The following is a 23429-nucleotide window of genomic DNA, read 5'->3' as shown; positions in this document are numbered from 1 at the left end:
CGGGAGTGGCTCTTCAGGAAGGCCACTTCCGGCTCCTAGGGTCGAGGGCATGACCACTGACGACGCGAACGCCCTGCGCGCGCTGCACGTCCCCGGCACCCCGCTGGTCCTGCCCAACGTCTGGGACGCCGCCTCCGCCCGCGCCGTCCGCGAGGCGGGCTTCCCCGCCGTGGCCACCAGCAGCGCCGCCGTCGCCCGCGCGCTCGGCTACGACGACGGCGAGCGGACCCCGGTGGCCGAGATGATGACCGCCGTCGCCCGCGTGGCCAGGGCCGCCGAGGGCGTGCCCGTCACCGCCGACATCGAGCGCGGTTACGGGCTCAAGCCCGCCGAGCTCGTCGAACGCCTGGCCGAGGCCGGCGCCGCGGGCTGCAACCTGGAGGACTCTCTGCCGGGCCGCGGCGACATGGTGGACCCCGGGGAGCAGGCCGCGTTCCTGGCGGAGGTGCGCGCCGCCGCCGGCGACGCGCTCGTGATCAACGCCAGGATCGACCTCTACCTGCGCGGCCCCGCCTCCCGGGCGGAGGCCGTCGCGCGCGGGCGGCGCTACCTGGAGGCGGGCGCCGACTGCGTGTACCCCATCGGGCTCGCCGACGCGGACGAGATCAGGGCGCTGGTGGGCGAGCTGGGGGCGCCGGTCAACGTGTACTTCTCGCCGCGGACGCCGAGCCTGGCCGCGCTGGCCGGGCTCGGCGTGGCCAGGATCAGCTTCGGCAGCGGGCTGCACCAGGCCGTCCAGGAGCTCACCAGGGGCATGCTGGCCAAGGTGCGCGACGGGCGCAGCCCCTACTGAGCTGCCCGGGCCGGCGGCCCCGTACGCTTGCGCTCGTGCTCGTCGCCGCCGCCGTCTGCCCATCGACCCCGCTGGTCGTGCTCGGGATGCCCGAGCTGCGCTCCGCCTGCCGCTCCGCGATCGCCGCGGTGCGCGAGGCCCGTCCCGACACGCTGATCGTGGTGGGCGGCGCCGAGGCGACCCGCTCGTACGAGGGGAGCGCGGCCGGCACCCTGCGTCCGTGGGGCCTCGACCGCACGGTGGGGCAGGGGGAGCCCGTGCTGCCGCTGTCGCTGACCGTCGCCCGCCTGCTCCTGTCCGGCGAGGAGCCCGCGAGCCTGCACGCGGTGGCCTTCGACGCGACGACCGCCGGCTGCCTGGCGCTCGGGGAGAGCCTGGGCGGGCGCGGCGAGCGGGTGGCGCTGCTGGTCATGGCCGACGGCTCGGCCTGCCTGAGCCCCAGGGCGCCGGGCAAGCACGACGAGGCCGCGGGGCCGTACAACGAGATGATCGTGAAGGCGGTCGGCGGCGGCGACGCCGCGGCGCTGGCCGGGCTCGACGCCGCGGAGGCGGACCGGCTGTGGGTGAGCGGGCGGCCGGCGCTGCAGGTGCTGGCCGGCGCGGCGGGCGGGCGCGCCTACCGGGGACGGCTGCTGGCGGCGGCGGCGCCGTACGGGGTCGGCTACCTCGCCGGGGCGTGGCTGGCCTGACGCTTCGGCACCGGCACCCGCATCAGGTCGCGGGCCAGCACGACCTCTCCTGCGAAGCTGCGGCGCACCTCCTCGACGAAGGACGGCTCCTCGCCGAACCCGTACCGTTCGGAGAAGTGCGTCAGCACCAGGCGGCGCACGCCCGCGTCGGCCGCCACCAGCCCCGCCTCGAACGCCGTCAGGTGCCCGTAGTCCTTGGCCAGCGCGCTCTCGGCGGACAGGAACGTGGCCTCGATCACCAGCAGGTCCGCCCCGGAGGCCAGCTCGAAGACGGCGTCGCACAGCCGCGTGTCCATGACGAACGCCACGCTCTGGCCCGGCCGCGGCACGCTGCACTCCTCCAGCGTGACCCCGCGCACGGAGCCCGTGCGTTGCAGCTCGCCGACCTCGGGGCCGCGGATGCCGTGCGCGGCCAGCTTCTCGGGCAGCATGCGGCGGCCGGCGGGCTCCTGGACCCGGTAGCCGTACGACTCGACCGGGTGGGACAGGCGGCGCGCGATCAGCGGCCCGACGCCCGCCAGGTCGCCGGAGACGGGATGCTCGGCGATGACGTCCGTGTCGGCGAACGCCGCGGCGTGGCGCAGCCGCCGCCAGTACGTCTCGCCGGAGCCGGGGAAGACCGCGCGCACCGGGTGGCGCACCTTGTCGCGGGCGATGCGCTGCACGACGCCCGGCACGCCGAGGCAGTGGTCGCCGTGGAAGTGGGTGACGCACAGCCAGTGGACGTCGTTGGCGCTCAGCCCCGCGTGCACCATCTGCCGCTGCGTGCCCTCGCCCGGGTCGAACAGGAAGCCCTGACCGTCCCAGCGCAGGAGGTAGCCGTTGTGGTTACGGTGTCGGGTAGGAACGGCGCTGGACGTGCCCAGCACCACGAGCTCACGTGAGGACACGATGACCACCACGCTGCCCGCCACGGTTGCCTTCGCCGAGGTGCCCACGCCTGTGGGCACGTTCGTGCTGGCCGTCACGGAGACCGGCCTCGTGGCGACGGGATGGGGGTCCCGCGCCGGGCTGGCCCCACGTCTCGGCCTGGCTGAGGTTCATGATGCGGATCGTACGGCCTTCGCGGTCGCCGAGCTGAACGCTTATTTCGCCGGCGAGCTGAAGGCGTTCGAGACGCCGATCGACTGGCGGCTCATGTCCGGATCGCGGCTGCGGGTGCTCCAGGCCCTGCACCGGGTGCCGTACGGCAAGGCCGTCACCTACGGCGAGCTGGCCAGGCTCAGCGGCTCCAGCGTGCCCGCGCGCGGCATCGGCTCGATCATGGGCTCCAACCCCATCCCGATCTTCGTCCCGTGCCACCGGGTGATCGCGGGCAGCGGGCTCGGCGGGTTCAGCGGCGGCACGGGTGTGGAGACCAAGCGGTGGCTGCTGACCCATGAGGGCTATCTGCAGCCGACGCTGCTCGATCTCTAGCACACTGGTCGTGTGCGTCAGCAGCAGCCAGTCATCGCCGTCGTGGGCCCCACGGCCGCAGGAAAGTCCGATCTCGCCGTCGACCTCGCCCTCCGGCTGGGCGGCGAGTGCGTCAACGCCGACTCCATGCAGCTCTACCGCGGCATGGACATCGGCACGGCCAAGCTGACGGAGCAGGAGCGGCGCGGGGTGCCGCACCACCTGCTCGACGTCTGGGACGTGACGGTCACCGCCAGCGTCGCCGAGTACCAGAAGCTGGCCAGGGCGGTCATCGACGCCGTCGACGTGCCCGTCCTCGTCGGCGGCAGCGGCCTGTACGTGCGGGCGGCCATCGACGAGCTGGAGTTCCCCGGCACGGAGCCGGCGATCAGGGCCCGCCTGGAGGGCGAGCTGGCCGAGCGCGGCCCCGCCCCGCTGTACGAGCGGCTGCGCGAGCGCGACCCGGCCGCCGCCGCGGCGATCCTGCCCAGCAACGGCCGCCGCATCGTGCGGGCGCTGGAGGTGATCGAGCTGTCGGGCCGCCCGTTCTCGGCCACGATGCCCTCCTACGACGCGGTCTACCCGAGCGTCCAGATCGGGCTGGAGGTGCCCAGGCCCGAGCTGGACGCCAGGATCGAGCTGCGGGTCGAGCGCATGTGGGCGGCGGGCCTGGTGGACGAGGTGCGCGCGCTGCTGGAGCAGGGGCTGGCCGAGGGGCGCACGGCGAGCAGGGCGCTCGGCTACGCGCAGGTCATCCGCTTCCTCGAAGGGGAGTGGAGCGAGGAGCAGGCCATGGCCGAGACGGTCAGGCTGACCAGGCGGTTCGCCCGGCGGCAGGAGTCGTGGTTCCGCCGGGACCCGCGGGTGTGCTGGCTGCCGTACGACGCCCCCGACCTGCTTGAGCGGTCCCTGGCGCGAATCACCGGACACCCGTGCGAATAAACTTTTGCAATGCGCTTTCTCAAGGGGCACGGCACCGAGAACGATTTTGTCATCCTGCCCGATCCGGAGGGCGAGGTCGACGTGTCGGCCGCGCTCGTCGCCAAGATCTGTGACAGGAGAGCAGGCATCGGCGCCGACGGCGTGCTCCGCGTGGCGCGCACGAAGCACAGTCACGAGGTGAGCGACCAGGCCGGCGAGGCCGAGTGGTTCATGGACTACCGCAACGCCGACGGCAGCGTGGCCGAGATGTGCGGCAACGGGGTGCGGGTGTTCGCCCGCTACCTGCTCGACGCCGGGTTGGAGCACGCCTCCGAGTTCGCGATCGCGACGAGGGGCGGGGTGCGCAGGGTGCGCATCGAGCCGAACGGTGACGTGACGGTCGACATGGGCAAGCCGGTCGTCCACGGCGAGAGCGTGGCGACGCTGGGCGGGCACGAGTACCCGGGCATCCACGTCGACATGGGCAACCCGCACCTGGCCTGCTCGATCGGCGATCCCGTGGCCCAGCTCGAGCTCACCCACGGGCCGGGCTTCGACACCGGGGTCTTCCCCGCCGGGGTCAACGTCGAGCTGTTCAACGCGGTGGGCGTCAGCCGGGCCGTCATGCGCGTCTACGAGCGCGGCTCCGGCGAGACGCGCTCGTGCGGCACCGGCGCGGTGGCGACGGCCGTGGCCGCCGCGCACCTGTCGGGCGACACCACGGGCACGTGGACGATCGAGGTGCTGGGCGGCACGCTGACCGTCATCCTCGACGAGGACACCAGCTACCTGTCCGGGCCCGCGGTGATCGTGGCCAGCGGCGAGTTGATGCTTGCAGAATGAAGTTCTAATAGGGGATGCTGGGTCTACTTCGCGGACTGAGAGGTGGACATGGCAGACCCACGCACCACCGCCGTACAGGTGAAGGCACCGATCGGGCAGATCGGCGGCGGATTCATGGTCTCCCGGGAGGCCAAGGCCATCTGCGACGAATACGGCCTCGGCGCCCGGGAGGTCTACTTCAGGGGCCGCTGCGGCGTGCTCGGCGAGTGCGACGCGAGCGTCGTCACCGCCGTCGCCGTCTTCTTCCCCGCCGCACACGTCGAGGAGAGCTGGAACGGCGGCCGCAAGCTCCCCGTCGACCGGGCCGTCGAGCTGTACGCGGAAGCCTGCCACGCCTGGGCCCGGCGCAAGCTCGGCGACCAGCCCGGCTGCGCCAGGATCGCCGAGCTCCTGGAGCCCGTCGTCGAGGCCGCCTCACCGGTCGGGGCGCCCCTGTTCGCGGGCTGGCGGGCCGTGCCGCTGCCCGACGACCCGCCCGCCAGGGCCGTGCAGCTCATGCACGTCGTACGCGAGCTGCGCGGCGGCCTGCACGCCAACGCCGTGCTCGCGGCCGGGCTGCACCCCCTGGAGGCCACCCTCGCCGCGCGGCACGACGGCACCCCGTTCGGGCAGTCGCCCGGCACCGCCATCGCGAAGTTCTTCAACTGGCCGGAACCCTACGCCGAGCCCGGCCCCGACGTGGTCGCGCGGCGCGCGGCCGTGGAAGAGACCACCGACGACCTCATGGCGCCGGTCTTTTCGGTCCTGACCGACAGCGAATCGGACGAGCTGATCGAGCTTCTGCGTTTTGGGCACGCTCGTTGACCTGGCAGACTGACTGCCCATGGACGTGGACATCTGGGCCTGGGTCGGCGAAACCCAGCAGCAGCTTTCCGAGGCGGGCAACGTTGGCCTCGCCATGGCGCTGGGAGACCTCCCCGCACAGGCCTACGAGGGCCGGTATCCGCAGCTCGACGTCATGGCCCCGGCCATCGCGCAGCAGGCCGAGGCCCTTGAGCTGCCCTGGCTCGAGTTCTACGCCCGCTACTGGCACCTGATCGGCCGCATCGGCGACCGTGCCCAGGGCGCGGTCGCCATCGACGACGCGCAGCAGCTTCTCGCGTTCGCCCAGCGCGAAGACGTGCGTGAGTGCCCGGCCGTCCCGGCCGCCGTCGAGGCGCTGGCCATCGTGTGGGCCAACACCGACGGCCCCGGCTACGCCACCGACCGCCTGGAGACGCTCGGGGCCTACCTCGAGAGCACCAGCCCGGAGAAGCCCGCCTTCGCCGGCCTCGTCACCCAATACGTCGCGGCCCTCGTCGACGCCGGCAAGCCCGGCGAGGCCGTCACCTACGCCGAGTCCGCCGTCGAGCGGCTGCGCACCGCCGGCCGCGAGGCGAGCTGGGAGCTCGGCGCCGAGAGCGCCCGCGCGCTGCTGGCCGCCGGCCGCGCCGAAGACGCGCTCGACGCCCTCCAGGCCGCCGCCGGGTTCCAGGCCGACGACCCCGTCGCCAAGGAGCACCGCGACGGCGTGCGCCGCGCGCTCATCCTGGCCACACTCGGCCGCATCGCCGAGGCCGTCGACGCGCTGCCCGACCTCGACGTCGTGGGCGAGCACCCGCGCGTGTGGGTCGAGTGGTCGCGCGCCGTCAACATGCTGGCCGGCTCCGCCCAGATCACCAACACCTGGCAGCTCGGCCGCGTCCTGCGCCAGTGGATGGACTACTTCGGCATGATGGGCGGCTACCGCGCCCGCGTCGAGCTCGCGCTCGTCGCCGGCGAGCTGGCCATCGCCAGGCAGGGCGTCTGGCAGGCCAGGCTCCTCGCCGACCTCGCCGAGTCCGGCAGCGCCGAGCTGCGCGACAGCGGCGACCTGACCGAGCGCATCACCGCGCTGCGCGCCACCGCCGACGCCACCGCCGAGCCCGAGGCGCCCGGCCCCGTCGAAGAGCGGGTCGGCCAGTTCGACGCCGCCGACGGCTTCAACGCCGACCCCGAGAAGTGGGTCGGCTGGCTGGCCCCCCTGTCCGGCGAGGACATCGAGGCCACCCGCCGCCACACCACCACCCTCGGCTTCCTCGGCTACCCCGCCACCGGCGCCGACATCTACTGGAAGCTGCTCGTCGACAGCGGCGACATCGCCACCGCCGACCCCGACGACGTCGCCTACCTCACCACGCTGCTCATCGAGGCCCGCCAGGACGAGCGCCTGGAGCAGATGGCCGCCATGCTGCCGCACGCCGCCCAGCACCTCACGCTGGCCCGGCTGCACAGCGCCCGCGAGCGCTGGCAGGAGGCCGCCGACGCCGCCGAGCACGCCATCCACGCGGGCGCCGGCATCGAGGCCCGCCGCCTGCTGTCCGGCGCCGCCCAGCAGCTCGACGCCAACCACCGCGCCGCCGAAGTGCTGCTCGAAGTCCTCGACGAGCTCACCGACGAAGACGTCTGGCGCATGATCGTCATGGCCACCTCCGCCGAAGACTGGGACACCGTCCGCAAGGGCGCCGCCAAGATCGGCATGCCGATCAAGTCCACCGAAGGGCCGATCGAGGAGGAGATGGGCCTCATCCGGCTCATCCTGCCCGCACCCGACGGCGGCCAGCGCCAGGTCCTGTCCATCCGCACCGGCCCCGCCACCGCCCGCCTCGCCCTGCCGCAGCCGCGCGGCATGGAGTACAACGCCGGCGACCTCGTCGTCTTCGACCCCCAACTCCTCGAGCCCGTCCCCGACGACCCGCAGGAGCAGCAGAACTTCGTACCCCCGTTCGCCGCGGTCCGCATCCTGCGGCCCGGCGGCTACACCAGCTACTTCTTCGACGGCGCCGCGCCGAGCGAGGAGGACTGGGCGGAGTTCACCGAGGTCATGGCCGAGCGCGGCTGGCCCATGTGGGTCTACAGCGACGAGAACTACACCGTCACCCACCCGACCACCGGCGAGTCGCTGCCCGGCGTGTTCGGCTGGGTCGCCGTCCCGCCGGACGTCTCACCCGCCGAGGTCGACGCCCTGCTCGACGACGCCACCGAGCGGTGGGTGCATCCGCTGGCGTGGCTGGACCTGGCGCGCGAGATCGACGTCGAGGTGGAGCGGCACGAGCGCATCGTCAAGGAGTACGGCCTCTAACCCGCTTCCGGCGGGCACGGGTCCGCACCCGCGCCCGCCCGCATCGGCCCGGGTCCGCGCCCGCGTTGGCCCGTGCCCGTTGCCGGGTCGCGACAGCGTCGGCCCGCGTCGGCGTCGGCTCCCCGTGCCAGCCCGCGCGCAGGCCGGCGCCCGCATTTGCGTCCGCGCCAGGCGGCATCCGTTGCGCCTGCCGCGCGAGACGGCGGTCGTGCCGGCCCAGCCCGCGCCCGCCGTGCCCGCGCCGGCTCCCACCAGCCCGCCCGTCCCCGCCACACCCTCGCGAGACTGCGTCGGTCGGATCGGGGGCACCGTCGATGTGCGGCCCTGCCCCCTCCGCAGAAGGACCCGCGCCGAAGTACGGGGGTGCGGGAGGGAGCGGTGGCCGGCCGGCGACGGGCGGGTGCCGGCGACCAGAACGCCGGCGACGCGGCGGCCCGAGTGTCGGCGACGTGGCGGCTGGAGTGCCGGCGACGCGAGGCGGCCGGGATGCGGTGTTCGGTTGGCGGCGGCGGCCTCAGCCCTCACCCTGCCCGTCCCCTGGAGGGCCTTCGCCGAAGTACGGTGGGGCGGGAGTGAACGAGCGGTGGGAGGTGCGGGGTGCTGGAGCGGTTCCGGCTCGACGGCAAGGTGGCGATCGTCACCGGAGCGTCCGCGGGCCTCGGGGTGGCGTTCGCGCGCGGCCTGGCCGAGGCGGGCGCCGACGTGGTGGTGTGCGCCCGCCGCAAGGACCGCCTGGAGGAGACGCGCCGCCTGGTCGAGGAGACCGGCCGCAGGTGCCTGGCCGTGCCCGCCGACGTGTCCCGGCCCGACGATTGCGACGCGGTCGTGTCCGCCGCCGTCGAGGCGCTGGGCTCGGTGGACGTGCTGATCAACAACGCCGGCGTCGGTACGGCGGTGCCCGCGTTACGCGAGACCCCGGAGGAGTTCCGCCGGGTCATCGAGATCAACCTGAACGGCACGTACTGGATGGCCCAGGCGTGTGCCCGCGTGATGCGGCCGGGCTCGTCGATCGTGAACATCGGCAGCATCCTCGGCGAGACCACCGCCGCCCTGCCGCAGGCCGCCTACAGCGCCTCGAAGGCCGGCGTGGTGGGCCTGACCCGCGACCTGGCCCAGCAGTGGACCGGCCGGCGCGGCATCCGCGTCAACTGCCTGGAGCCCGGCTTCTTCGCCTCGGAGATGACCGAGCAGTACAAGCCGGGCTACCTGGAGCGGATGACCGAGTCGCGGGTGGTCATGAAGCGGGCAGGGGATCCGGTGGAGCTGGTGGCGGCGGCCGTGTTCCTGGCGAGCGACGCGGCCTCGTACATCACGGGGGTGGCGCTGCCGGTGGACGGCGGGATCCTGATCACTTAGCCCTGCCCGGCGTGAGGTCGGGCGCTGACCTTCAACGGGTGGTTGCGCTGCTCCGGCGGACGCATGGCGTCATGACGGCAGGAAGATGGCGGTCGCTTCGTCGGCGAGTACGGCGGAGTGCGGGGCGGCCGGATCGGTTTGTGCCAGGTGCAGCAGCCCGAGGATGGCCGCGTAGGCGACCCGGGCTCGGGACGCCGCCCGGTCCGGGGGCAGGCCGAGCTCGCGGTAGGTGCGCGTCAGGAGGTCCAGCCGGGCCTGGTTCACCTGGCGGACCGCGTCCTGGGCTCGGGGGTCGTTGCGGTCGCCGAGCAGGCTCAGGTGCACCGACGGCGCCAGCGGCTGGACGGCGTGCACGACGGTGGTGAGCAGTTCGCGCAACCGCTGCGCGGGATCGGTGATCGCGGCGTACTGGCTGAGGCCGGCCTCGCCGTGGCTTCGCACCCACTCGGTGAGTGCTGCCGTGATCAGCTCGTCCCGGTTCCGGTAGTGCGCGTAGAAGCTGCCTTTGGTCACGCCGAGCGTCCGGGCCAGGGGTTCGACCGCGACCGCGGCCAGCCCGCCGTGCGCGATGGCTTTCAGCGCGGCCCGCGCCCAGTCCTGGGCGGACAGCCGGGTCGACTCGTTTCCCACGGGCAACAGGATACGCCTGCGTATTGACGGTCTGACGAGCGAAACATACGCTGGCGTATCAATACGCAACCGTATTAAGGGGGGCGGATGGAGCGCAGGACGATTCGCCGGGTGGTCACCGGGCACGACGCCCAGGGCAAGGCCCGCGTGGTCGACGACCGTGACGTCGAGCCCATCACTTCCGAGCTGATGCCCGGGAGCGCGTTCTTCCGGCTGTGGGGGCGTGATGAGCGACCCACGTTCCCGGACGACGGCTCGCCGCGTCCCGCCGAGACGTGGTACCCGCCCCGGGACGGATCGCGCTTCATGATCAACACGGTTCCGCCGGGTGAGCCGGCCCCGCCTCCGGGTCTTGACACGACTGCGGCGCTGGAGGAGCTGGAGCGGCAGATGCCGGGCGCGCTGGCCGCGAACGAGCCCGGCACCGCGGGGATGCACACGACCGACAGTCTCGACTACGTCCTGGTCCTCTCGGGCGAGGCCACGCTGGAGCTCGACGACGGCGAGCAGACGGTGTTGCGGGCCGGTGACGTGCTCATCCAGAACGGCACCCGGCACGCCTGGCACAACTACGGCACCGAGCCCTGCACGATCGTCGGTGTCGCCATCGGCGCGGACCGCGAACGGCCCTCGTCCGAGGCGCCGACGGCGTGACCGTCACTCCTGGCCCTTCGTGACCAGCAGGTCGTTGTGGGCGGCGAGGTAGCCGGCGTGGAAGCGGGTCCGGGCGCCCAGGCGTTCGCACAGCACCTGGACGCGGCGCTGGACCGTGCGGGGGCTCAACCCGAGCTGGCGGGCGATCGCGTCGTCCTTCATGCCGGCCGCCAGCAGCGCCAGCACCTCCTCGTCCGGGCCGCGGCGGTCCTCCTCCAGGCCGTCCGGGGTGAGGCGGAGGGGGACGGCGGCGCGCCACAACGTTTCGAAGAGGCCGACCAGGGCGTCCAGCAGGGCCGAGGGGTGGACGACCAGGGCGCTTTCGACGGCGCGGTCCTCGTCGGAGACCAGCGGGAGGATGGCGGTGCGGGCGTCGGCGATGGCGAGCTTGACCGGCACCTGGCCGAGGCGGGCCTGCTCGCCGTCGGCGATGGCGCGGCGGGTGTGGGCGAGCATGCCGGGCTGCTCGAAGGCGAGCGGGCTGTAGATGCCGCGGGTGATGGGGGCGCCCTGGCGGGCGGCGCGGCGGCGGTTCTCGCGGTCGTCGCTGATGTCCACCGCGTACGGCGGATGGACCAGCACCAGCATCTCGCGGGTGGCGTTGCGTTCGAGCTGGAGGTAGCGCCTGGCGACGGCGTCGCGGCCGGTCACGACCTCCAGCACCTCCTCCGGGTGGGGGCCGCCGCGGTCGGCGACCTCGGTGGCGAGCAGGGCGGCGGCGGCGCGGCTGTGGGTGAGCTCCTCCTGGCGGCGGGCGACGAGGATGTCGATGGCGATGGTCGGGGGTGTGGCGACGAGGCGGAGGGGGCGGCCGGCGACGCGGGAGATGAGGCCGAGGTCCTCCAGCCTGGGCAGCATGCGGCGGATCGCGGCGGCGGACGAGCCGGTCTCGGCGGCCAGCTCGCTGAGCGTGGCGGGCCCGTGCCGCAGCAGGGCGCGGTAGGCGGTCTCCTCGGCGACGGTGACGCCGAGCCCTTCGAGTAAGCGCCGCTGCTGCCCCATGTTTCCCTTTCCCACGCGAGCTCAGCGTACTGGTACGTTGTCGCGAATGATCTCCCCTTATGTGCGTTCGTACCAGCCCCGGGATCTGGAGGCCGTCTACGACATCTGCGTGCGCACCGCCGACGCCGGTGGCGACGCCCGCGGGATGTACGCCTCCGACCGGTTGATGGGCGACCTGTTCGCCGCCCCGTACGTGATTCTCGAGCCCGAGCACGCCCACGTGGTGGACGACGGCGAGGGCAACGCCGTCGGCTACATCGTGGGCACCGCCGACACCGAGCGGTTCGTGCGGCGGTACCGCGAGGAGTGGATCCCGCGGGCGGGCCTGCCGCTGCCCGCCGATCCGCCGGTCACGCCGGACGATCACATGCTGGCCCTGCACTACCGGCCGGAGCGGATGATCCTGCCGGAGCTGGCCGGGCATCCGGCGCACCTGCACATCGACCTGCTGCCCGACTGGCAGGGCAAGGGGTGGGGGCGCCGGCTGATGGGCGCGTTCGTGGACGGGCTGCGCGCGGCGGGCGTCACCGGGCTGCACCTCAGCATGCTGACCAGCAACGTGGCGGCGCGGGCGTTCTACGACCGGCTGGGGTTCGAGGAGCTGGCCGTACCGGGCGCGGGGGTGGTCACCTATCTCGTACGGGACACCTCGCCCGTGCGGTAGCTCTTGTTCCGGCGGGTCCTGGACTTTATGGTCGTTGCGTAGTCCGGTGCGTGTTGCGCATTAAGGAACAACCGGAGGCGCCATGAGCCGACCTCGTACGGTGATCGTGGGAGCGGGGATCGTCGGCTGCGCGCTCGCCGACGAGCTCACCGAGCGGGGGTGGACGGACGTCACGGTCGTGGACCAGGGCCCGCTCTTCGCCGCCGGAGGCTCCAGCTCCCACGCGCCCGGCCTGGTCTTCCAGACGAACCCGTCGAAGACGATGACCGCGTTCGCCGCCTACACCGTGGCCAAGTACACGGCTCTGGGCGGCGACTGCTTCCGCCAGGTGGGCGGGCTGGAGGTGGCCACCACCCCCGAGCGGTGGGCCGACCTGCACCGCAAGCTCGGCTGGGCCGAGTCGTGGGGCGTCGAGGCGCGGCTGCTCGACCCCGGCGAGTGCGCCGAGCTGTGGCCGCTGCTGGACAAGGACAAGGTGCTCGGCGGCTTCCACGTGCCGAGTGACGGCCTGGCGGCGGCGGTGGCGTGCGGCGCGGCGCAGGCCGCGCGGGCCACCGAGCGCGGCGCCCGGTTCCTGGCCGGGCACACGGTGGTCGGCGTCGAGCAGCGGGGCGGCCGGGTCACCGGCGTGTCGGTGATGGCGTCGGGGGAGTACCGGACGATCCCGGCGGACGTGGTGGTGTGCGCGGCCGGGTTCTGGGGGCCGTCGATCGGGCGGATGGCCGGGCTGACCGTGCCGCTGCTGCCCCTGGCCCACCAGTACGCGAAGTCGGGGCCGCTCGGCGCGCTGAAGCCGGGCCCGATCCTGCGCCACCAGGACCGCGACCTGTACTTCCGCCAGCACGGCGACCGGCTCGGCATCGGCTCCTACTCCCACCGCCCCATGCCGGTCGCCCAGGACGAGATCGGCCCCAGATCCACCACGATGCCGTCGGTGCAGGCGTTCACCGAGCAGGACTTCGACCCCGCCTGGCGCGACGCGGTGGAGCTGCTGCCCGCGCTGGCCGAGTCGAAGTACGAGGACGGCATCAACGGCGTCTTCTCCTTCACCCCCGACGGCTTCCCGCTGATCGGCGAGGCGCCGCAGCTCGACGGGTTCTGGCTGGCGGAGGCCGTGTGGGTGACACACTCGGCCGGGGTGGCGCGGGCGCTGGCCGAGGTGCTGGTGGACGGGCGTTCGGCTGTCGATCTGCACGAGTGCGAGCTGAACCGGTTCGAACGGGCGCAGCTATCGCCCGCCTACGTCGAGGAGCGCGGCAAGCAGAACTTCGTCGAGGTCTACGACATCATCCACCCGCTGCAGCCGATGGAGTCGCCGCGGCCGATGCGCACCAGTCCGTTCCACCCGCGCCAGCGCGAGCTGGGGGCGTTCTTCCTGGAGGCGGCCGGGTGGGAGCGGCCGCACTGGTTCGAGTCGAACGCGCCGCTGCTGGAGGAGCTGCTGCTGCGGCGCAGTGCCGCCGCCGGGCTACTGGCGGCCGAGGCGTTCCTGGGCGCGGCGCAGCGCGACGACTGGGCCCGCCGCTACTGGTCGCCGATCGCCGCCGCCGAGTCGTTCGCGGCCAGGGAACGGGTGGCGCTGTTCGACATGACGCCGCTGAAGCGCATCGAGGTCAGCGGGCCGGGCTCGGCGGCGTTCCTGCAGCGGATGACCACGAACAACGTGGACAGGAAGCCGGGCTCGGTGACGTACACGCTGCTGCTGGACGTCAAGGGCGGCATCCGGTCCGACCTCACGGTGGCGCGGCTGGAGGAGGACGTCTTCCAGGTCGGCGCGAATGGCAACCTCGACCTCGACTGGCTGACCAGGCACGCGCCCGGCGGGGTGCGGGTGCGCGACCTGACGCCGGGGACCTGCTGCGTCGGCGTGTGGGGGCCGCGGGCCAGGGAGCTGGTGCAGGGGCTGACGGACATGGACCTGTCGCACGAGAACTTCCGCTACTTCGGCTGCAAGTCCGGATATGTCGGGCAGGTGCCGGTGCTCGCGATCCGCGTCTCGTACGTGGGCGAGCTGGGCTGGGAGCTCTACACCACGGCCGACATGGGCCTCAAGCTCTGGGACACGCTGTGGGCGCCGGGGCTGGCCGTCGCCGGGGGCCGGGCCGCGTTCAACAGCCTGCGGCTGGAGAAGGGCTACCGGCTCTGGGGCGTCGACATGACGACCGAGCACAACCCGTACGAGGCGGGGCTGGGCTTCGCCGTGCGGGACGACAAGGACTTCATCGGACGCGACGCGCTCGCCGAGGAGGTCACCCGCAGGCTGGTGCCGCTGCTCAGCAGCCAGGTCGTGATGGGCAAGGAGCCGGTCAGCCACGGCGGCCGCACGGTCGGGTACGTCACCAGCGCCGCCTACGGCCACACCGTCGAGTACCCCATCGCGTACGCCTGGCTGCCGGCCGAGCTGGCCGAACCCGGGACACAAGTCGACATTTCCTACTTCGGCCGCCGCGTGCCCGCGGAGGTCGCCGCCGAGCCGCTGTACGACCCCGGGATGGAGAAGATCAGGCGTTGACCCACCCCGACTTCCTCTGGCGCAACCCCGACCCCAGGCCCGCCTACGACGTCGTCATCGTCGGCGGCGGCGGGCACGGCCTGGCCACCGCCTACTACCTGGCCAGGAACCACGGCATCACGAACGTGGCCGTCCTCGAACGCGGCTGGCTGGCCGGCGGGAACATGGCCCGCAACACCACGATCATCCGCTCCAACTACCTCTGGGACGAGAGCGCCGCCATCTACGAGCACTCGCTGAAGCTGTGGGAGGGGCTGAGCGCCGAGCTGGACTACGACCTGCAGTTCAGCCAGCGCGGGGTGCTCAACCTGGCGCACAACCTCGGCGACGTGCGCGAGGGCCGGCGCCGGGTGAACGCCAACCGGCTCAACGGCGTGGACGCCGAATGGCTCGACCCCGACGAGGTCAAGAAGTTCTGCCCGATCATCAACACGTCCGGCCGGGCCCGCTACCCCGTCATGGGGGCCACGTTGCAGCGGCGCGGCGGCATCGCCAAGCACGACCACGTGGCCTGGGCGTTGGCCCGCCAGGCCGACGCCTATGGGGTGGACCTGATCCAGGGGTGCGAGGTCACGGGCTTCGAGATCCTGAAAAATCGGGTCATCGCCGTACAGACGTCGCGGGGCCGCATCGCCGCCGGGAAGGTCGCGCTCGCGGCGGCCGGGCACACCTCCGTGCTCGCCGCCCAGGCCGGCATCCGGCTGCCGCTGCAGTCGCACCCGCTCCAGGCGCTGGTGTCGGAGCTGCTGGAGCCGGTGCTCGACTGCGTGGTCATGTCGAACGCCGTGCACGTGTACGTCAGCCAGGCCCACAAGGGGGAGCTGGTCATGGGGGCGGGCATCGACGCGTACAACTCCTACGGCCAGCGCGGCAACGTGCACGTGATCGAGGCGCAGATGGCCGCGGCGCTGGAGCTGTTCCCGATCTTCAGCCGGGTACGGGTGCTGCGGACCTGGGCCGGCATCGTGGACGTCTCGCCCGACGCCTCGCCCATCATCGGCCGCACCCCCGTGGACGGCCTCTACATCAACGCCGGATGGGGCACCGGCGGCTTCAAGGCCACCCCGGGCTCCGGCTGGGTGTACGCCGACACGATCGCCCACGGGCGGTCGCATCCGCTGGCGGAGCCGTTCGCGCTGGAGCGCTTCACCACCGGGGCGCTCATCGACGAGCACGGCGCGGCGGCGGTGGCGCACTGATGCTGCTCCTCGACTGCCCGCACTGCGGCCCGCGCGACGAGAACGAGTTCCACTACGGCGGCCAGGCCGGGATCTCCTACCCGGAGGGCGAGACCACCGACGCCGAGTGGGCCGGCTACGTGTTCCTGCGCGACAACCCCAAGGGCTGGTTCCGCGAGCGCTGGTTCCACGCGCACGGCTGCCGGACCTGGCTCACGGTCGAGCGGCACACGGTCACCCACGAGGTCAGGAAGCCTGAATGAGATTCACGTTCGATGGCCGTGAGCTGCGCGGCGAGCCCGGCGACACGCTCGCCGCCGCGCTCCTGCGCAACGACGTGCGCGTCGTGGGCCGCAGCGTGCAGCTGGGCCGGCCGCGCGGCATCTTCACCGCCGGCCCCGAGGAGCCCAACGCGCTGGTACGGGTCGGCGCCGACCCCATGCTGGCGGCCACCACCGTGGAGCTGTACGACGGGCTGGAGGCATGGAGCCTGCGCGGCAAGGGCAGGGTGGACCCGGAAGCCATCGACGACCGCCGCTGCGACAAGGGATACCTGCACTGTGACGTGCTCGTGGTCGGCGGCGGCCCCGCCGGGCTGGCGGCCGCCGTGGCGGCGGGACGGTTGGGCGCGCGGACGATTCTTGTGGACGAGCAGCCCCGGCTCGGCGGCGACCTGCTGAACTCCCGCCTGCTCCTCGACGGCGCCCCCGCCCTCGACTGGGTGGCCCGGCTCGACCTGCCGGGCCGCGTCCTCACCCGCACCACCGCCATCGGCTACTACGACCACAACTACGTGGTGGCGGTGGAACGGCGGGCGCGGGGCGAGCGGCTGTGGCACATCAGGGCCCGCGAGGTGGTGCTGGCGACGGGGGCGCACGAGCGCTCGCTCGCCTTCCCCGGCAACGACCGCCCCGGCGTCATGCTCGCCTCCGCCGCCCGCACCTACGCCAACCGGTACGGGGTCGCGCCATGGCGCCGGGCCGTCGTGTTCGCCTGCGCGGACTCCGGCTACGAGGCCGCCCGCGACCTGGCGGCGGCCGGGGTCGAGATCGCCGCCATCGTGGACCCGCGCCCGGAGGCGCTCCCACCCGGCGCGCTCGCCGAGCTGGTGGCGACCGGCGGGGAGGGCTTGCTTGCCGAGCTGGTGTCGACCGGTGAGGACGGCTTGCTCGCCGAGCTGGTGGCGACCGGCGGCGTGCTCACCGGACAGGTGGTCACCGGCACGACCGGCGACGCGGAGGGTGTGCTGACCGGAGTCCAGGTCGGCTCGCGGCACATCGAGGCCGACCTGCTGGCGGTGGCGGGCGGCTGGAACCCGGCCGTGCACCTGTTCAGCCAGTCGCAGGGGCGGGTCCGCTTCGACGACCACCTCCAGGCGTTCGTCCCGGGCACGTCCGCGCAACGGGAACGCTCGGCGGGCGCGTGCAGGGGCCTGTACGGCACCCGCGACGCCATCGCCGACGGCTACGCGGCAGGCGCCGAGGCGGCCGAGCGCGCGCGCAGCCGCCCGGCCGCCGCGGGCGGGTCGCGTGGTGAGGGGCGGGTGCCGGAGTGTGATGAGCGGCCCGTGCGGGCGCCGACCGCCCTGTGGGTGGTGGACGGCCCGTCGGGCGAGCCCGCGTTCGCGGACCTGCATCGCGACGTGACCGTGGCCGACCTGGCCAGGGCGACCGGTACCGGTATGCGGTCGGTCGAGCACGTCAAGCGGTACACCACCGCCGGCACCGGCGCCGACCAGGGGAAGACCTCGGGGGCGGTGGTGGTGGGCGTCATGTCCGCTCTCCTGGGCGCCGCGCCCGGCCAGGTGGGGACGACGACGTTCCGGCCCCCGTACGTGCCGGTGTCGTTCGCCACGCTCGCGGGCCGCGACCGGGGCGAGCTGTCCGACCCGGTCAGGACGACCGCGATGCACGACTCCCACGTGGCGAGGGGTGCGGTGTTCGAGGACGTCGGCCAGTGGAAGCGCCCCTGGTACTTCCCGCAGGACGGAGAGTCGATGGAGGAGGCGGTGCTGCGCGAGTGCCGCGCGGCCCGTACGGACGTGGCGGCGATGGACGCCTCCACCCTCGGCAAGATCGACATCAGGGGTGCGGACGCCGGCGCGTTCCTCGACCGGATCTACACGAACATGTACTCGACGCTGAACGTCGGCGCCTGCCGGTACGGCGTGATGTGCGGCGCGGACGGCATGGTGCTCGACGACGGCACCACGACGAGGCTCGCCGAGGACCACTACCTGATGACCACGACCACCGGCAACGCCGCCCGGGTGCTCGACTGGCTGGAGGAGTGGCACCAGACGGAGTGGCCGGGCCTGGAGGTGTCGTTCACGTCGGTCACCGACCACTGGGCGACGGTGGTGGTGGCGGGGCCGCGCGCCCGGCGGGTGGTCGCGGCCGTCGCGCCGGGCGCGGTGGATCTGGCGTTCATGCGGTACGTGGCCGCGGACGTGCTGGGCGTGCCGGGGAGGGTGTTCAGGATCAGCTTCTCGGGCGAGCTGGCGTACGAGGTGAACGTCCCGTGGGCCTACGGGCGGGCGCTGTGGGAGGCGGTGCTGGGGCTGGGCGCGGTGCCGTACGGGACGGAGACCATGCACGTGCTGCGGGCGGAGAAGGGGTTCGCGATCGTCGGCCAGGAGACGGACGGGACGGTCACCCCGCAGGACCTCGGCATGGAGTGGATCGTGTCGCGGCGCAAGCCGGACTACGTGGGCAAGCGCTCGCACGCCCGCCCGGACACGGCGCGGAGCGACCGCAAGCGCCTGGTCGGCCTGCTGCCGGACGATCCGGCGCGGTTGGTGGAGGAGGGCGCCCAGCTCGTCGCCGCTGATGGCGTGGTGCCGATGGGGGAGGGCGCCGAACTCGCCGCCGCTGAGGGCGGGGTGCCGGTGGAGGCGGGCGCCCGGCTCGTCGCCGTGGAGGGCAGGGTGCCGATGGTCGGGCATGTGACCTCCAGTTATCGCAGTGCCGCGCTCGGTCGCACGTTCTGCCTGGCTCTGGCGAAGGGGGTCGGGCCCGGTGACCGGCTGACGGCCGTGTCGGGGGACGGGACGTGCCCGGTGACCGTCGTGGAGCCGGTCTTCTACGACCCGGGCAACGCCCGCCGCGACGGCGAGCCGCTGACCGGGGCACCTCCGCGGCACGCATTCGAGGTGCGGGCCGAGAGCCCGGCCGCCGCGTTCGCGGCCCGGTTCGAGGCGGCGGGCGGGGCGCGGGTGCGGTTGCGCGAGGTGCCGTTCGAGCCGATGTGGGAGGTGCGGGGCGCGGATCCGGGGGTGGGGCTGCGGCTGGGGCCGGACTGGTGGCTGGTGTCCGGACATGTCGAGACCCGTCCTGGGTGGGTGGACGTGTCGGGGCAGCGTACGATCCTGGAGCTGTCGGGCCCGGCGGCCGAGGACGTCCTGATCACCGGCTGCCCCCTCGACCTGCACCCGGACGTCTTCCCCGGCCACGCGCAGACGCTGCTCGGCAAGACCGGCGTCATCCTGGAGCGCCGCGCCCCCGGCAGCTACCGCGTCTACGTCAGGTCATCGTTCACCCGATACCTCGCAGAGTGGCTGCTCGACGCCATCGACGCGATATAACCGCAGAAATGGGCATTACCTAGACTTTACGAAAAACACGAAAAAGTCTGGGGAGCGGGCGTGCGAGTGCGGGCGTTCATGGCCGGTCTGGCCACGGTGGCGATGCTGACCGGTTGCGGCGGGCTCGGAGCGGCGCAGGCGCCGGACGGTGACGGCAAGGCCGCCAAGGCCGACCCGGCCGCGATCTCCGACGCCAAGAAGAAGCTGGACAAGCTGCCCGTCAAGGGCCGCGCCCCGAAGACCGGGTTCGACCGCGACAAGTTCGGCCCCGCCTGGGCGGACGTGGACCGCAACGGCTGCGACACCCGCAACGACATCCTCAAGCGCGACCTGGAGGACGAGACGTTCAAGTCCGGCACGCACGACTGCATCGTGCTGACCGGCACCCTGCACGACCCGTACAGCGGCAAGACCATCAAGTTCAAGCGCGGCCAGGACACCAGCACCGCCGTCCAGATCGACCACGTCATCCCGCTCTCGGACGCCTGGCAGAAGGGCGCCCAGCAGTGGTCGGCCACCAAGCGCAAGGAGTTCGCGAACGACCCGCTGAACCTCATGGCCGTGGACGGCCCGCTGAACGGCCAGAAGAGCGACTCCGACGCCGCCACCTGGCTGCCGCCCCGCAAGTCCTACCGCTGCACCTACATCGCCCGCCAGATCGACGTGAAGACGAAGTACGGACTGTGGGTGACGTCCGGGGAGAAGCAGGCCATGGACGACATCCTGAAGTCCTGCTGACCGCCGGCGGTGGCTGCTTTCCACGCGCCGTTGCGGGAATCGTCGCTCCGCGCGTCGTAAGATCACGAGTCATGCGAGTGACCCGAGGTAGTCAAGCGACCGCAGCGTTAGTCCTCCTCACGATCACGATGCCGACCATGGGCACGGCGGCACCGGCCGTGGCCCAGGCCAGGGCCGCGAACATCGTGGTGCTCGACTGGAACATCCGCGGCGAGGCCGCCGACATCGAGGCCATGGCGAAGGTGATCCGCGACAGCGGCGCCAACGTCGTCACCTTGCAGGAGATCCACCGCCGTCCCGACGCCGACCAGGTGCGCATGCTCGCCGACGCGCTGGGCTGGGACATCACCGACAACGCCCACTTCGGCGCGGGCGACGACGTCGGCCCGTGCGACGACCCGCAGCCGGGCAAGGCAGGCAACGCGATCCTGTCCTCCTACAAGATCGTCGAACGGGTGACGATCAAGCTCACCGACTTCGCCACCTGCCCCGTCAACCGCTCCATGGCCGGCGTCAAGCTCGACCTCGGCGGCGGCGCGCAGGTGCGCGTGTTCACCACGCACCTGTCGCCGGGCCTCTCGCAGACCTCCATCAGCCGCCGCGAGGCGCAGGCCGCGAAGGTCCTCGACTACTTCGGCACCAGGACGGGGGTCATCCTCACCGGAGACTTCAACGCGCTGCCGACGGACGCGCTCTCCAAGCGGTTCGTCAGCGCGGGCTGTGCCGACACCGGCGCCAGGTACGCCAACAAGCCCACCCACGGCGACGCCCGCATCGACTACGTCTACACCCGCGGCATCACGACGACCAGCGGCTCCGTCCTGTCCAGCACGCTGTCCGACCACCGGCCGATCGTCATGCGGATGGTGCGCTGACCGCCCGCGGGGCCCGGACATGAGAATGCCGGCCCGCGCGCGGCGGGCCGGCATCAAAGAGGCGTCAGGTGTCAGTCGTCGTCACCGTCGTCGCCGTCGTCGTTCTGGTCGTCGTCGTTCTGGTCCACCTGGGCCTTGGTGACCTTGCCCGAGGTCGCGTCCACGTCCACCTCGTGCCGCTCGGTGCCCTTGGTCAGCTCCAGCTCCCAGGTGTCGGCCTGCTTGCCGCGGCTGTCGAAGTCGAGCTCGCTGACCCAGGAGCCCGGCACCTGCTTGAGGGCGATGCCGATGGCCTGCTCCGCGGTGACCTTGGGGGCGACGGCGGCGACGGCGGACTCGGACGCCTCGGACGCCTCGGAGGCGTAGGCGGCGGTGGCGTAGACCGCGCCGCCGGTCGCGGCGATGGAGACAATTCCGGCAACGATGAGCTTCTTCGTGATTCGCATGGTTCTACGAAATCGCGGACAGGGGTAATCGGGCGCTAAAGGGTGGTTAAGGCGACGAGAAGGCCGGTCAGGGCCCACATGGAAGGTCGTCAGGGTGCGCCGAGCGCCACTTCCACCCGGGCCCCGCCCTCCGCCGACCTGGAGACGGCGAGCCCGCCTCCGGACGACTCGGCGGTGCGTCGCGCGATGTCGAGCCCCAGCCCCGTCGAGCCGCCCCCGCTGTTCCCCCGCTCCAGCAGCGCGGCCTCGAAGCCGGGCCCCGCGTCCTCCACGACGAGCAGGCCGCCGGAGGGCCGCGGCTCCAGCCGTACCGTCATGGCGGCCCCTTCGGGGGTGTGCGCGAAGACGTTGCCGAGCAGCGCGTCCACGCACGCGGCGAGTTCCTCGGCGCCCACCGCGACCGGAAGGGGCGCGTCGGGCACGGTGATCGTCACCTCGCGGCCCTGGTCCTCGGCCAGCACGGACCAGAACCGGACCCGTTCGCGCACCACGGCCGCCGCGTCGCACGAGTCGCGCCCGGCCGAGCGCCGCCGCGCCTCGGTGATGACGGCGCTCACGGCCCGCTCCAGCGCGTCCACGCGGGCCTGGACGCGGGCCGCCTCCTCGGGGTCGCGCAGCGACTCGGCGTCCAGCCGCAGGCCGGTCAGGGGTGTGCGCAGCCGGTGCGACAGGTCGGCGACGGATTCGCGTTCGGCCGCCAGCAGCTCGTCGATGCGCCCGGCGAGGTGGTTGAGCGCGAGCGCGACGTCCCGGACCTCGGGCGGCCCGCCGGGCTCGGCCCTGGCGGTCAGGTCGCCGCCGGCCAGCCGGTGGGAGACCCGCGCCAGCCCGCCGACCGGCCGCGTCACGGCCAGCGCCAGCCGGTCCGCCAGGACGATGCCCAGCGCGACCAGCCCGACGCCGAGCAGCGCCAGCGCCAGCCACGCCTCTCTGACCCCGCGCATCAGCTCGGCGTCCGGCACGAACACCCTGATCACGGCCGTGCCCTCGGGCGACTGCGCCGAGACCAGCACCTCCCTGCCCCCGCCGGCCTCGGCGGTGACGCTGCGCCCGGTGGCGGCCAGGCGGACGGCGTCGGAGCGGGCGGCCCGCTCCCCGATCGTCCGCCCGTCCGGCAGGAACACCGTCACGGGCCGCGCCACCTGCTCCACCGCCAGCCCCAGGTCGGGGGTGCCGACCGCGACCGCCACGGACTCGGCCGCGGCGGTCGCCCGGCTCATCGCGCCGTTCTCGGCCACCGCCCTGATCAGCAGCGCCATCGGGACGAGCAGCGCGATCAGCACCAGCGAGGTCGTCGCCGCGACGAGCAGCGCCAGCCACCGCCTCACGACGGCTCGACCAGCTTCACGCCCACCCCGCGCACCGTGTGCAGGTAACGCGGCTCGGCGGCCGTCTCGCCCAGTTTCCTGCGCAGCCACGACAGGTGCACGTCCACGGTCTTGTCGGCGCCGCCGTAGGGGAGCTGCCACACCTCGGTCAGCAGCTCCCGCTTGGTGACGACCTCGCCCGGCCGGGCCGCGAGGTAGTGCAGCACGTCGAACTCGCGCGGCGTCAGGTCCAGCGGCTCGCCGTCGAGCGCCGCCGTACGCGCCCGCGGGTCCACCCGCAGCGCCCCCACCTTCAGCGGCTCCTCGGGCGCCGCCCCGCCGGCCCGCCGCAGCACGGCCCGCACCCGGGCGTCGAGCTGCGCCGCGCTGTACGGCTTGACCACGTAGTCGTCGGCCCCGGCGTCGAGGACGGGCACCATCTCGGCGTCCCCGTCGCGGGCCGTGGCGACGATCACCGGCACCTTGCTGACCGCCCGCAGCATCCGCAGCAGCTCCACCCCGTCGAGGTCGGGCAGCCCCAGGTCGAGCACGATCAGGTCGGGCCGGTCCTGGACGGCCAGCCGCAGCCCCTCCATCGCCGTGGGGGAGGAGGAGACGGCGTGGCCGAGCTCCCGCAGCCCGCGGCTGAGCGCCGTACGGATCGTCACGTCGTCCTCGATGAGCAGGATGTCCGCCATATACAGAAACGTAGACGGTGATCGCTCATGCCCAGGGCAGCCTTA

Annotated in this window: 22 protein-coding genes; 16 read left to right on the top strand and 6 right to left on the bottom strand. The window is 73.1% G+C overall.

The genetic code is table 11. The features are described 5' to 3' along the window. Positions 1–49: 49 nt before the first annotated feature. A complete protein-coding gene (locus KIS93_RS48355; RefSeq protein WP_080042011.1) occupies positions 50–793 on the top strand; it encodes an isocitrate lyase/PEP mutase family protein in 744 nt (247 codons plus the stop codon). 35 nt (positions 794–828) lie between these two features. Continuing rightward, a complete protein-coding gene (locus tag KIS93_RS48350; protein WP_080042010.1) occupies positions 829–1482 on the top strand; it encodes a class III extradiol ring-cleavage dioxygenase family protein in 654 nt (217 codons plus the stop codon). Here KIS93_RS48350 and KIS93_RS48345 read toward each other — a convergent pair. Beyond that, positions 1455–2372 (bottom strand): ribonuclease Z, encoded by a 918-nt coding sequence (locus KIS93_RS48345; protein ID WP_080042009.1) that lies wholly within the window; start codon positions 2370–2372, stop codon positions 1455–1457. The two genes, KIS93_RS48350 and KIS93_RS48345, sit on opposite strands and share 28 nt — an antisense overlap. 1 nt (position 2373) lies before the next feature. Between KIS93_RS48345 and KIS93_RS48340 the strand changes: the two genes are divergently transcribed. The 6 genes from KIS93_RS48340 (at position 2374) to KIS93_RS48315 (ending at position 9097) form a co-directional block, all read left to right on the top strand. After that, positions 2374–2898 carry a methylated-DNA--[protein]-cysteine S-methyltransferase gene (locus KIS93_RS48340; RefSeq protein ID WP_080042008.1) on the top strand — a complete coding sequence of 175 codons (525 nt, stop codon included), beginning with the start codon at positions 2374–2376 and terminating at the stop codon, positions 2896–2898. A 12-nt stretch (positions 2899–2910) separates the two neighbouring features. After that, complete coding sequence (gene miaA / locus KIS93_RS48335) at positions 2911–3819, top strand: tRNA (adenosine(37)-N6)-dimethylallyltransferase MiaA (RefSeq protein WP_080042007.1); 909 nt, start codon at positions 2911–2913, stop codon at positions 3817–3819. 9 nt (positions 3820–3828) lie between these two features. Further along, entirely contained in the window at positions 3829–4641 is an 813-nt protein-coding gene (gene dapF / locus KIS93_RS48330) for a diaminopimelate epimerase (RefSeq protein ID WP_080042006.1), read from the top strand. Between the two features lie 48 nt (positions 4642–4689). Further along, positions 4690–5445: an SCO6745 family protein gene (locus tag KIS93_RS48325; RefSeq protein ID WP_230465500.1), complete on the top strand. Its 756-nt coding sequence runs from the start codon at positions 4690–4692 to the stop codon at positions 5443–5445. A gap of 19 nt (positions 5446–5464) precedes the next feature. Further along, complete coding sequence (locus KIS93_RS48320) at positions 5465–7741, top strand: hypothetical protein (protein WP_080042005.1); 2277 nt, start codon at positions 5465–5467, stop codon at positions 7739–7741. 597 nt (positions 7742–8338) lie between these two features. Then, positions 8339–9097, top strand: coding sequence for an SDR family NAD(P)-dependent oxidoreductase (locus KIS93_RS48315; RefSeq protein WP_080042004.1), 759 nt, complete (start codon positions 8339–8341; stop codon positions 9095–9097). A 69-nt stretch (positions 9098–9166) separates the two neighbouring features. Here KIS93_RS48315 and KIS93_RS48310 read toward each other — a convergent pair whose 3' ends face one another. Next, entirely contained in the window at positions 9167–9727 is a 561-nt protein-coding gene (locus KIS93_RS48310; RefSeq protein WP_080042003.1) for a TetR/AcrR family transcriptional regulator, read from the bottom strand. 87 nt (positions 9728–9814) lie between these two features. Between KIS93_RS48310 and KIS93_RS48305 the strand changes: the two genes are divergently transcribed. Beyond that, positions 9815–10381: a cupin domain-containing protein gene (locus KIS93_RS48305; protein WP_080042002.1), complete on the top strand. Its 567-nt coding sequence runs from the start codon at positions 9815–9817 to the stop codon at positions 10379–10381. A gap of 3 nt (positions 10382–10384) precedes the next feature. Here the strand turns inward: KIS93_RS48305 and KIS93_RS48300 are convergent, their stop codons facing one another. Beyond that, positions 10385–11398: a helix-turn-helix transcriptional regulator gene (locus KIS93_RS48300; protein ID WP_230465499.1), complete on the bottom strand. Its 1014-nt coding sequence runs from the start codon at positions 11396–11398 to the stop codon at positions 10385–10387. 31 nt (positions 11399–11429) lie between these two features. On the opposite strand from KIS93_RS48300, the gene KIS93_RS48295 reads away from it, so the two are divergent. From KIS93_RS48295 to KIS93_RS48265, 7 genes are all read left to right on the top strand, one after another. Further along, positions 11430–12047 carry a GNAT family N-acetyltransferase gene (locus KIS93_RS48295; protein WP_080042000.1) on the top strand — a complete coding sequence of 206 codons (618 nt, stop codon included), beginning with the start codon at positions 11430–11432 and terminating at the stop codon, positions 12045–12047. Between the two features lie 82 nt (positions 12048–12129). Continuing rightward, entirely contained in the window at positions 12130–14559 is a 2430-nt protein-coding gene (locus KIS93_RS48290) for a GcvT family protein (protein ID WP_080041999.1), read from the top strand. Beyond that, the gene (locus KIS93_RS48285) at positions 14556–15758 is read left to right on the top strand and encodes a sarcosine oxidase subunit beta family protein (protein ID WP_080041998.1); all 1203 of its coding nucleotides are present in this window, start codon (positions 14556–14558) and stop codon (positions 15756–15758) included. The genes KIS93_RS48290 and KIS93_RS48285 overlap by 4 nt, the downstream gene beginning before the upstream one ends. Beyond that, the gene (locus KIS93_RS48280) at positions 15758–16000 is read left to right on the top strand and encodes a sarcosine oxidase subunit delta (protein ID WP_080041997.1); all 243 of its coding nucleotides are present in this window, start codon (positions 15758–15760) and stop codon (positions 15998–16000) included. Before KIS93_RS48285 ends, KIS93_RS48280 begins: the two co-directional genes overlap by 1 nt. Beyond that, positions 15997–19320 carry a 2Fe-2S iron-sulfur cluster-binding protein gene (locus KIS93_RS48275; protein ID WP_080041996.1) on the top strand — a complete coding sequence of 1108 codons (3324 nt, stop codon included), beginning with the start codon at positions 15997–15999 and terminating at the stop codon, positions 19318–19320. Before KIS93_RS48280 ends, KIS93_RS48275 begins: the two co-directional genes overlap by 4 nt. Before the next feature lie 60 nt (positions 19321–19380). Further along, entirely contained in the window at positions 19381–20058 is a 678-nt protein-coding gene (locus KIS93_RS48270) for an HNH endonuclease family protein (protein WP_080041995.1), read from the top strand. Between the two features lie 137 nt (positions 20059–20195). Beyond that, positions 20196–20933 (top strand): endonuclease/exonuclease/phosphatase family protein, encoded by a 738-nt coding sequence (locus KIS93_RS48265; protein WP_186404855.1) that lies wholly within the window; start codon positions 20196–20198, stop codon positions 20931–20933. A gap of 71 nt (positions 20934–21004) precedes the next feature. Here the strand turns inward: KIS93_RS48265 and KIS93_RS48260 are convergent, their stop codons facing one another. The 3 genes from KIS93_RS48260 to KIS93_RS48250 all read right to left on the bottom strand — a co-directional run bounded on the left by KIS93_RS48260 (position 21005) and on the right by KIS93_RS48250 (position 23384). After that, positions 21005–21379 (bottom strand): PepSY domain-containing protein, encoded by a 375-nt coding sequence (locus KIS93_RS48260; protein ID WP_080041993.1) that lies wholly within the window; start codon positions 21377–21379, stop codon positions 21005–21007. 89 nt (positions 21380–21468) lie between these two features. Continuing rightward, complete coding sequence (locus tag KIS93_RS48255; RefSeq protein ID WP_080041992.1) at positions 21469–22707, bottom strand: sensor histidine kinase; 1239 nt, start codon at positions 22705–22707, stop codon at positions 21469–21471. Then, a complete protein-coding gene (locus KIS93_RS48250; protein WP_080041991.1) occupies positions 22704–23384 on the bottom strand; it encodes a response regulator transcription factor in 681 nt (226 codons plus the stop codon). The genes KIS93_RS48255 and KIS93_RS48250 overlap by 4 nt, the downstream gene beginning before the upstream one ends. Positions 23385–23429 lie beyond the last annotated feature (45 nt).

The organism is [Actinomadura] parvosata subsp. kistnae, assembly GCF_900323885.1.
In the GTDB taxonomy this organism is placed as follows: Bacteria; Actinomycetota; Actinomycetes; order Streptosporangiales; family Streptosporangiaceae; genus Nonomuraea; species Nonomuraea composti.
Note: the sequence above shows the minus strand (reverse complement) of the source record. Positions and strands in the feature narration are given on the sequence as shown.

Excerpts from the sequence above, each read along its gene's own strand:
- KIS93_RS48355 (WP_080042011.1), top strand. The coding sequence starts at position 50 with ATGACCACTGACGACGCGAACGCCCTGCGCGCGCTGCACGTCCCCGGC.
- KIS93_RS48340 (WP_080042008.1), top strand. The coding sequence starts at position 2,374 with ATGACCACCACGCTGCCCGCCACGGTTGCCTTCGCCGAGGTGCCCACG.
- dapF (WP_080042006.1), top strand. The coding sequence starts at position 3,829 with ATGCGCTTTCTCAAGGGGCACGGCACCGAGAACGATTTTGTCATCCTG.
- KIS93_RS48325 (WP_230465500.1), top strand. The coding sequence starts at position 4,690 with ATGGCAGACCCACGCACCACCGCCGTACAGGTGAAGGCACCGATCGGG.
- KIS93_RS48320 (WP_080042005.1), top strand. The coding sequence starts at position 5,465 with ATGGACGTGGACATCTGGGCCTGGGTCGGCGAAACCCAGCAGCAGCTT.
- KIS93_RS48305 (WP_080042002.1), top strand. The coding sequence starts at position 9,815 with ATGGAGCGCAGGACGATTCGCCGGGTGGTCACCGGGCACGACGCCCAG.
- KIS93_RS48295 (WP_080042000.1), top strand. The coding sequence starts at position 11,430 with ATGATCTCCCCTTATGTGCGTTCGTACCAGCCCCGGGATCTGGAGGCC.
- KIS93_RS48290 (WP_080041999.1), top strand. The coding sequence starts at position 12,130 with ATGAGCCGACCTCGTACGGTGATCGTGGGAGCGGGGATCGTCGGCTGC.
- KIS93_RS48280 (WP_080041997.1), top strand. The coding sequence starts at position 15,758 with ATGCTGCTCCTCGACTGCCCGCACTGCGGCCCGCGCGACGAGAACGAG.
- KIS93_RS48275 (WP_080041996.1), top strand. The coding sequence starts at position 15,997 with ATGAGATTCACGTTCGATGGCCGTGAGCTGCGCGGCGAGCCCGGCGAC.
- KIS93_RS48265 (WP_186404855.1), top strand. The coding sequence starts at position 20,196 with ATGGGCACGGCGGCACCGGCCGTGGCCCAGGCCAGGGCCGCGAACATC.
- KIS93_RS48260 (WP_080041993.1), bottom strand. The coding sequence starts at position 21,379 with ATGCGAATCACGAAGAAGCTCATCGTTGCCGGAATTGTCTCCATCGCC.
- KIS93_RS48250 (WP_080041991.1), bottom strand. The coding sequence starts at position 23,384 with ATGGCGGACATCCTGCTCATCGAGGACGACGTGACGATCCGTACGGCG.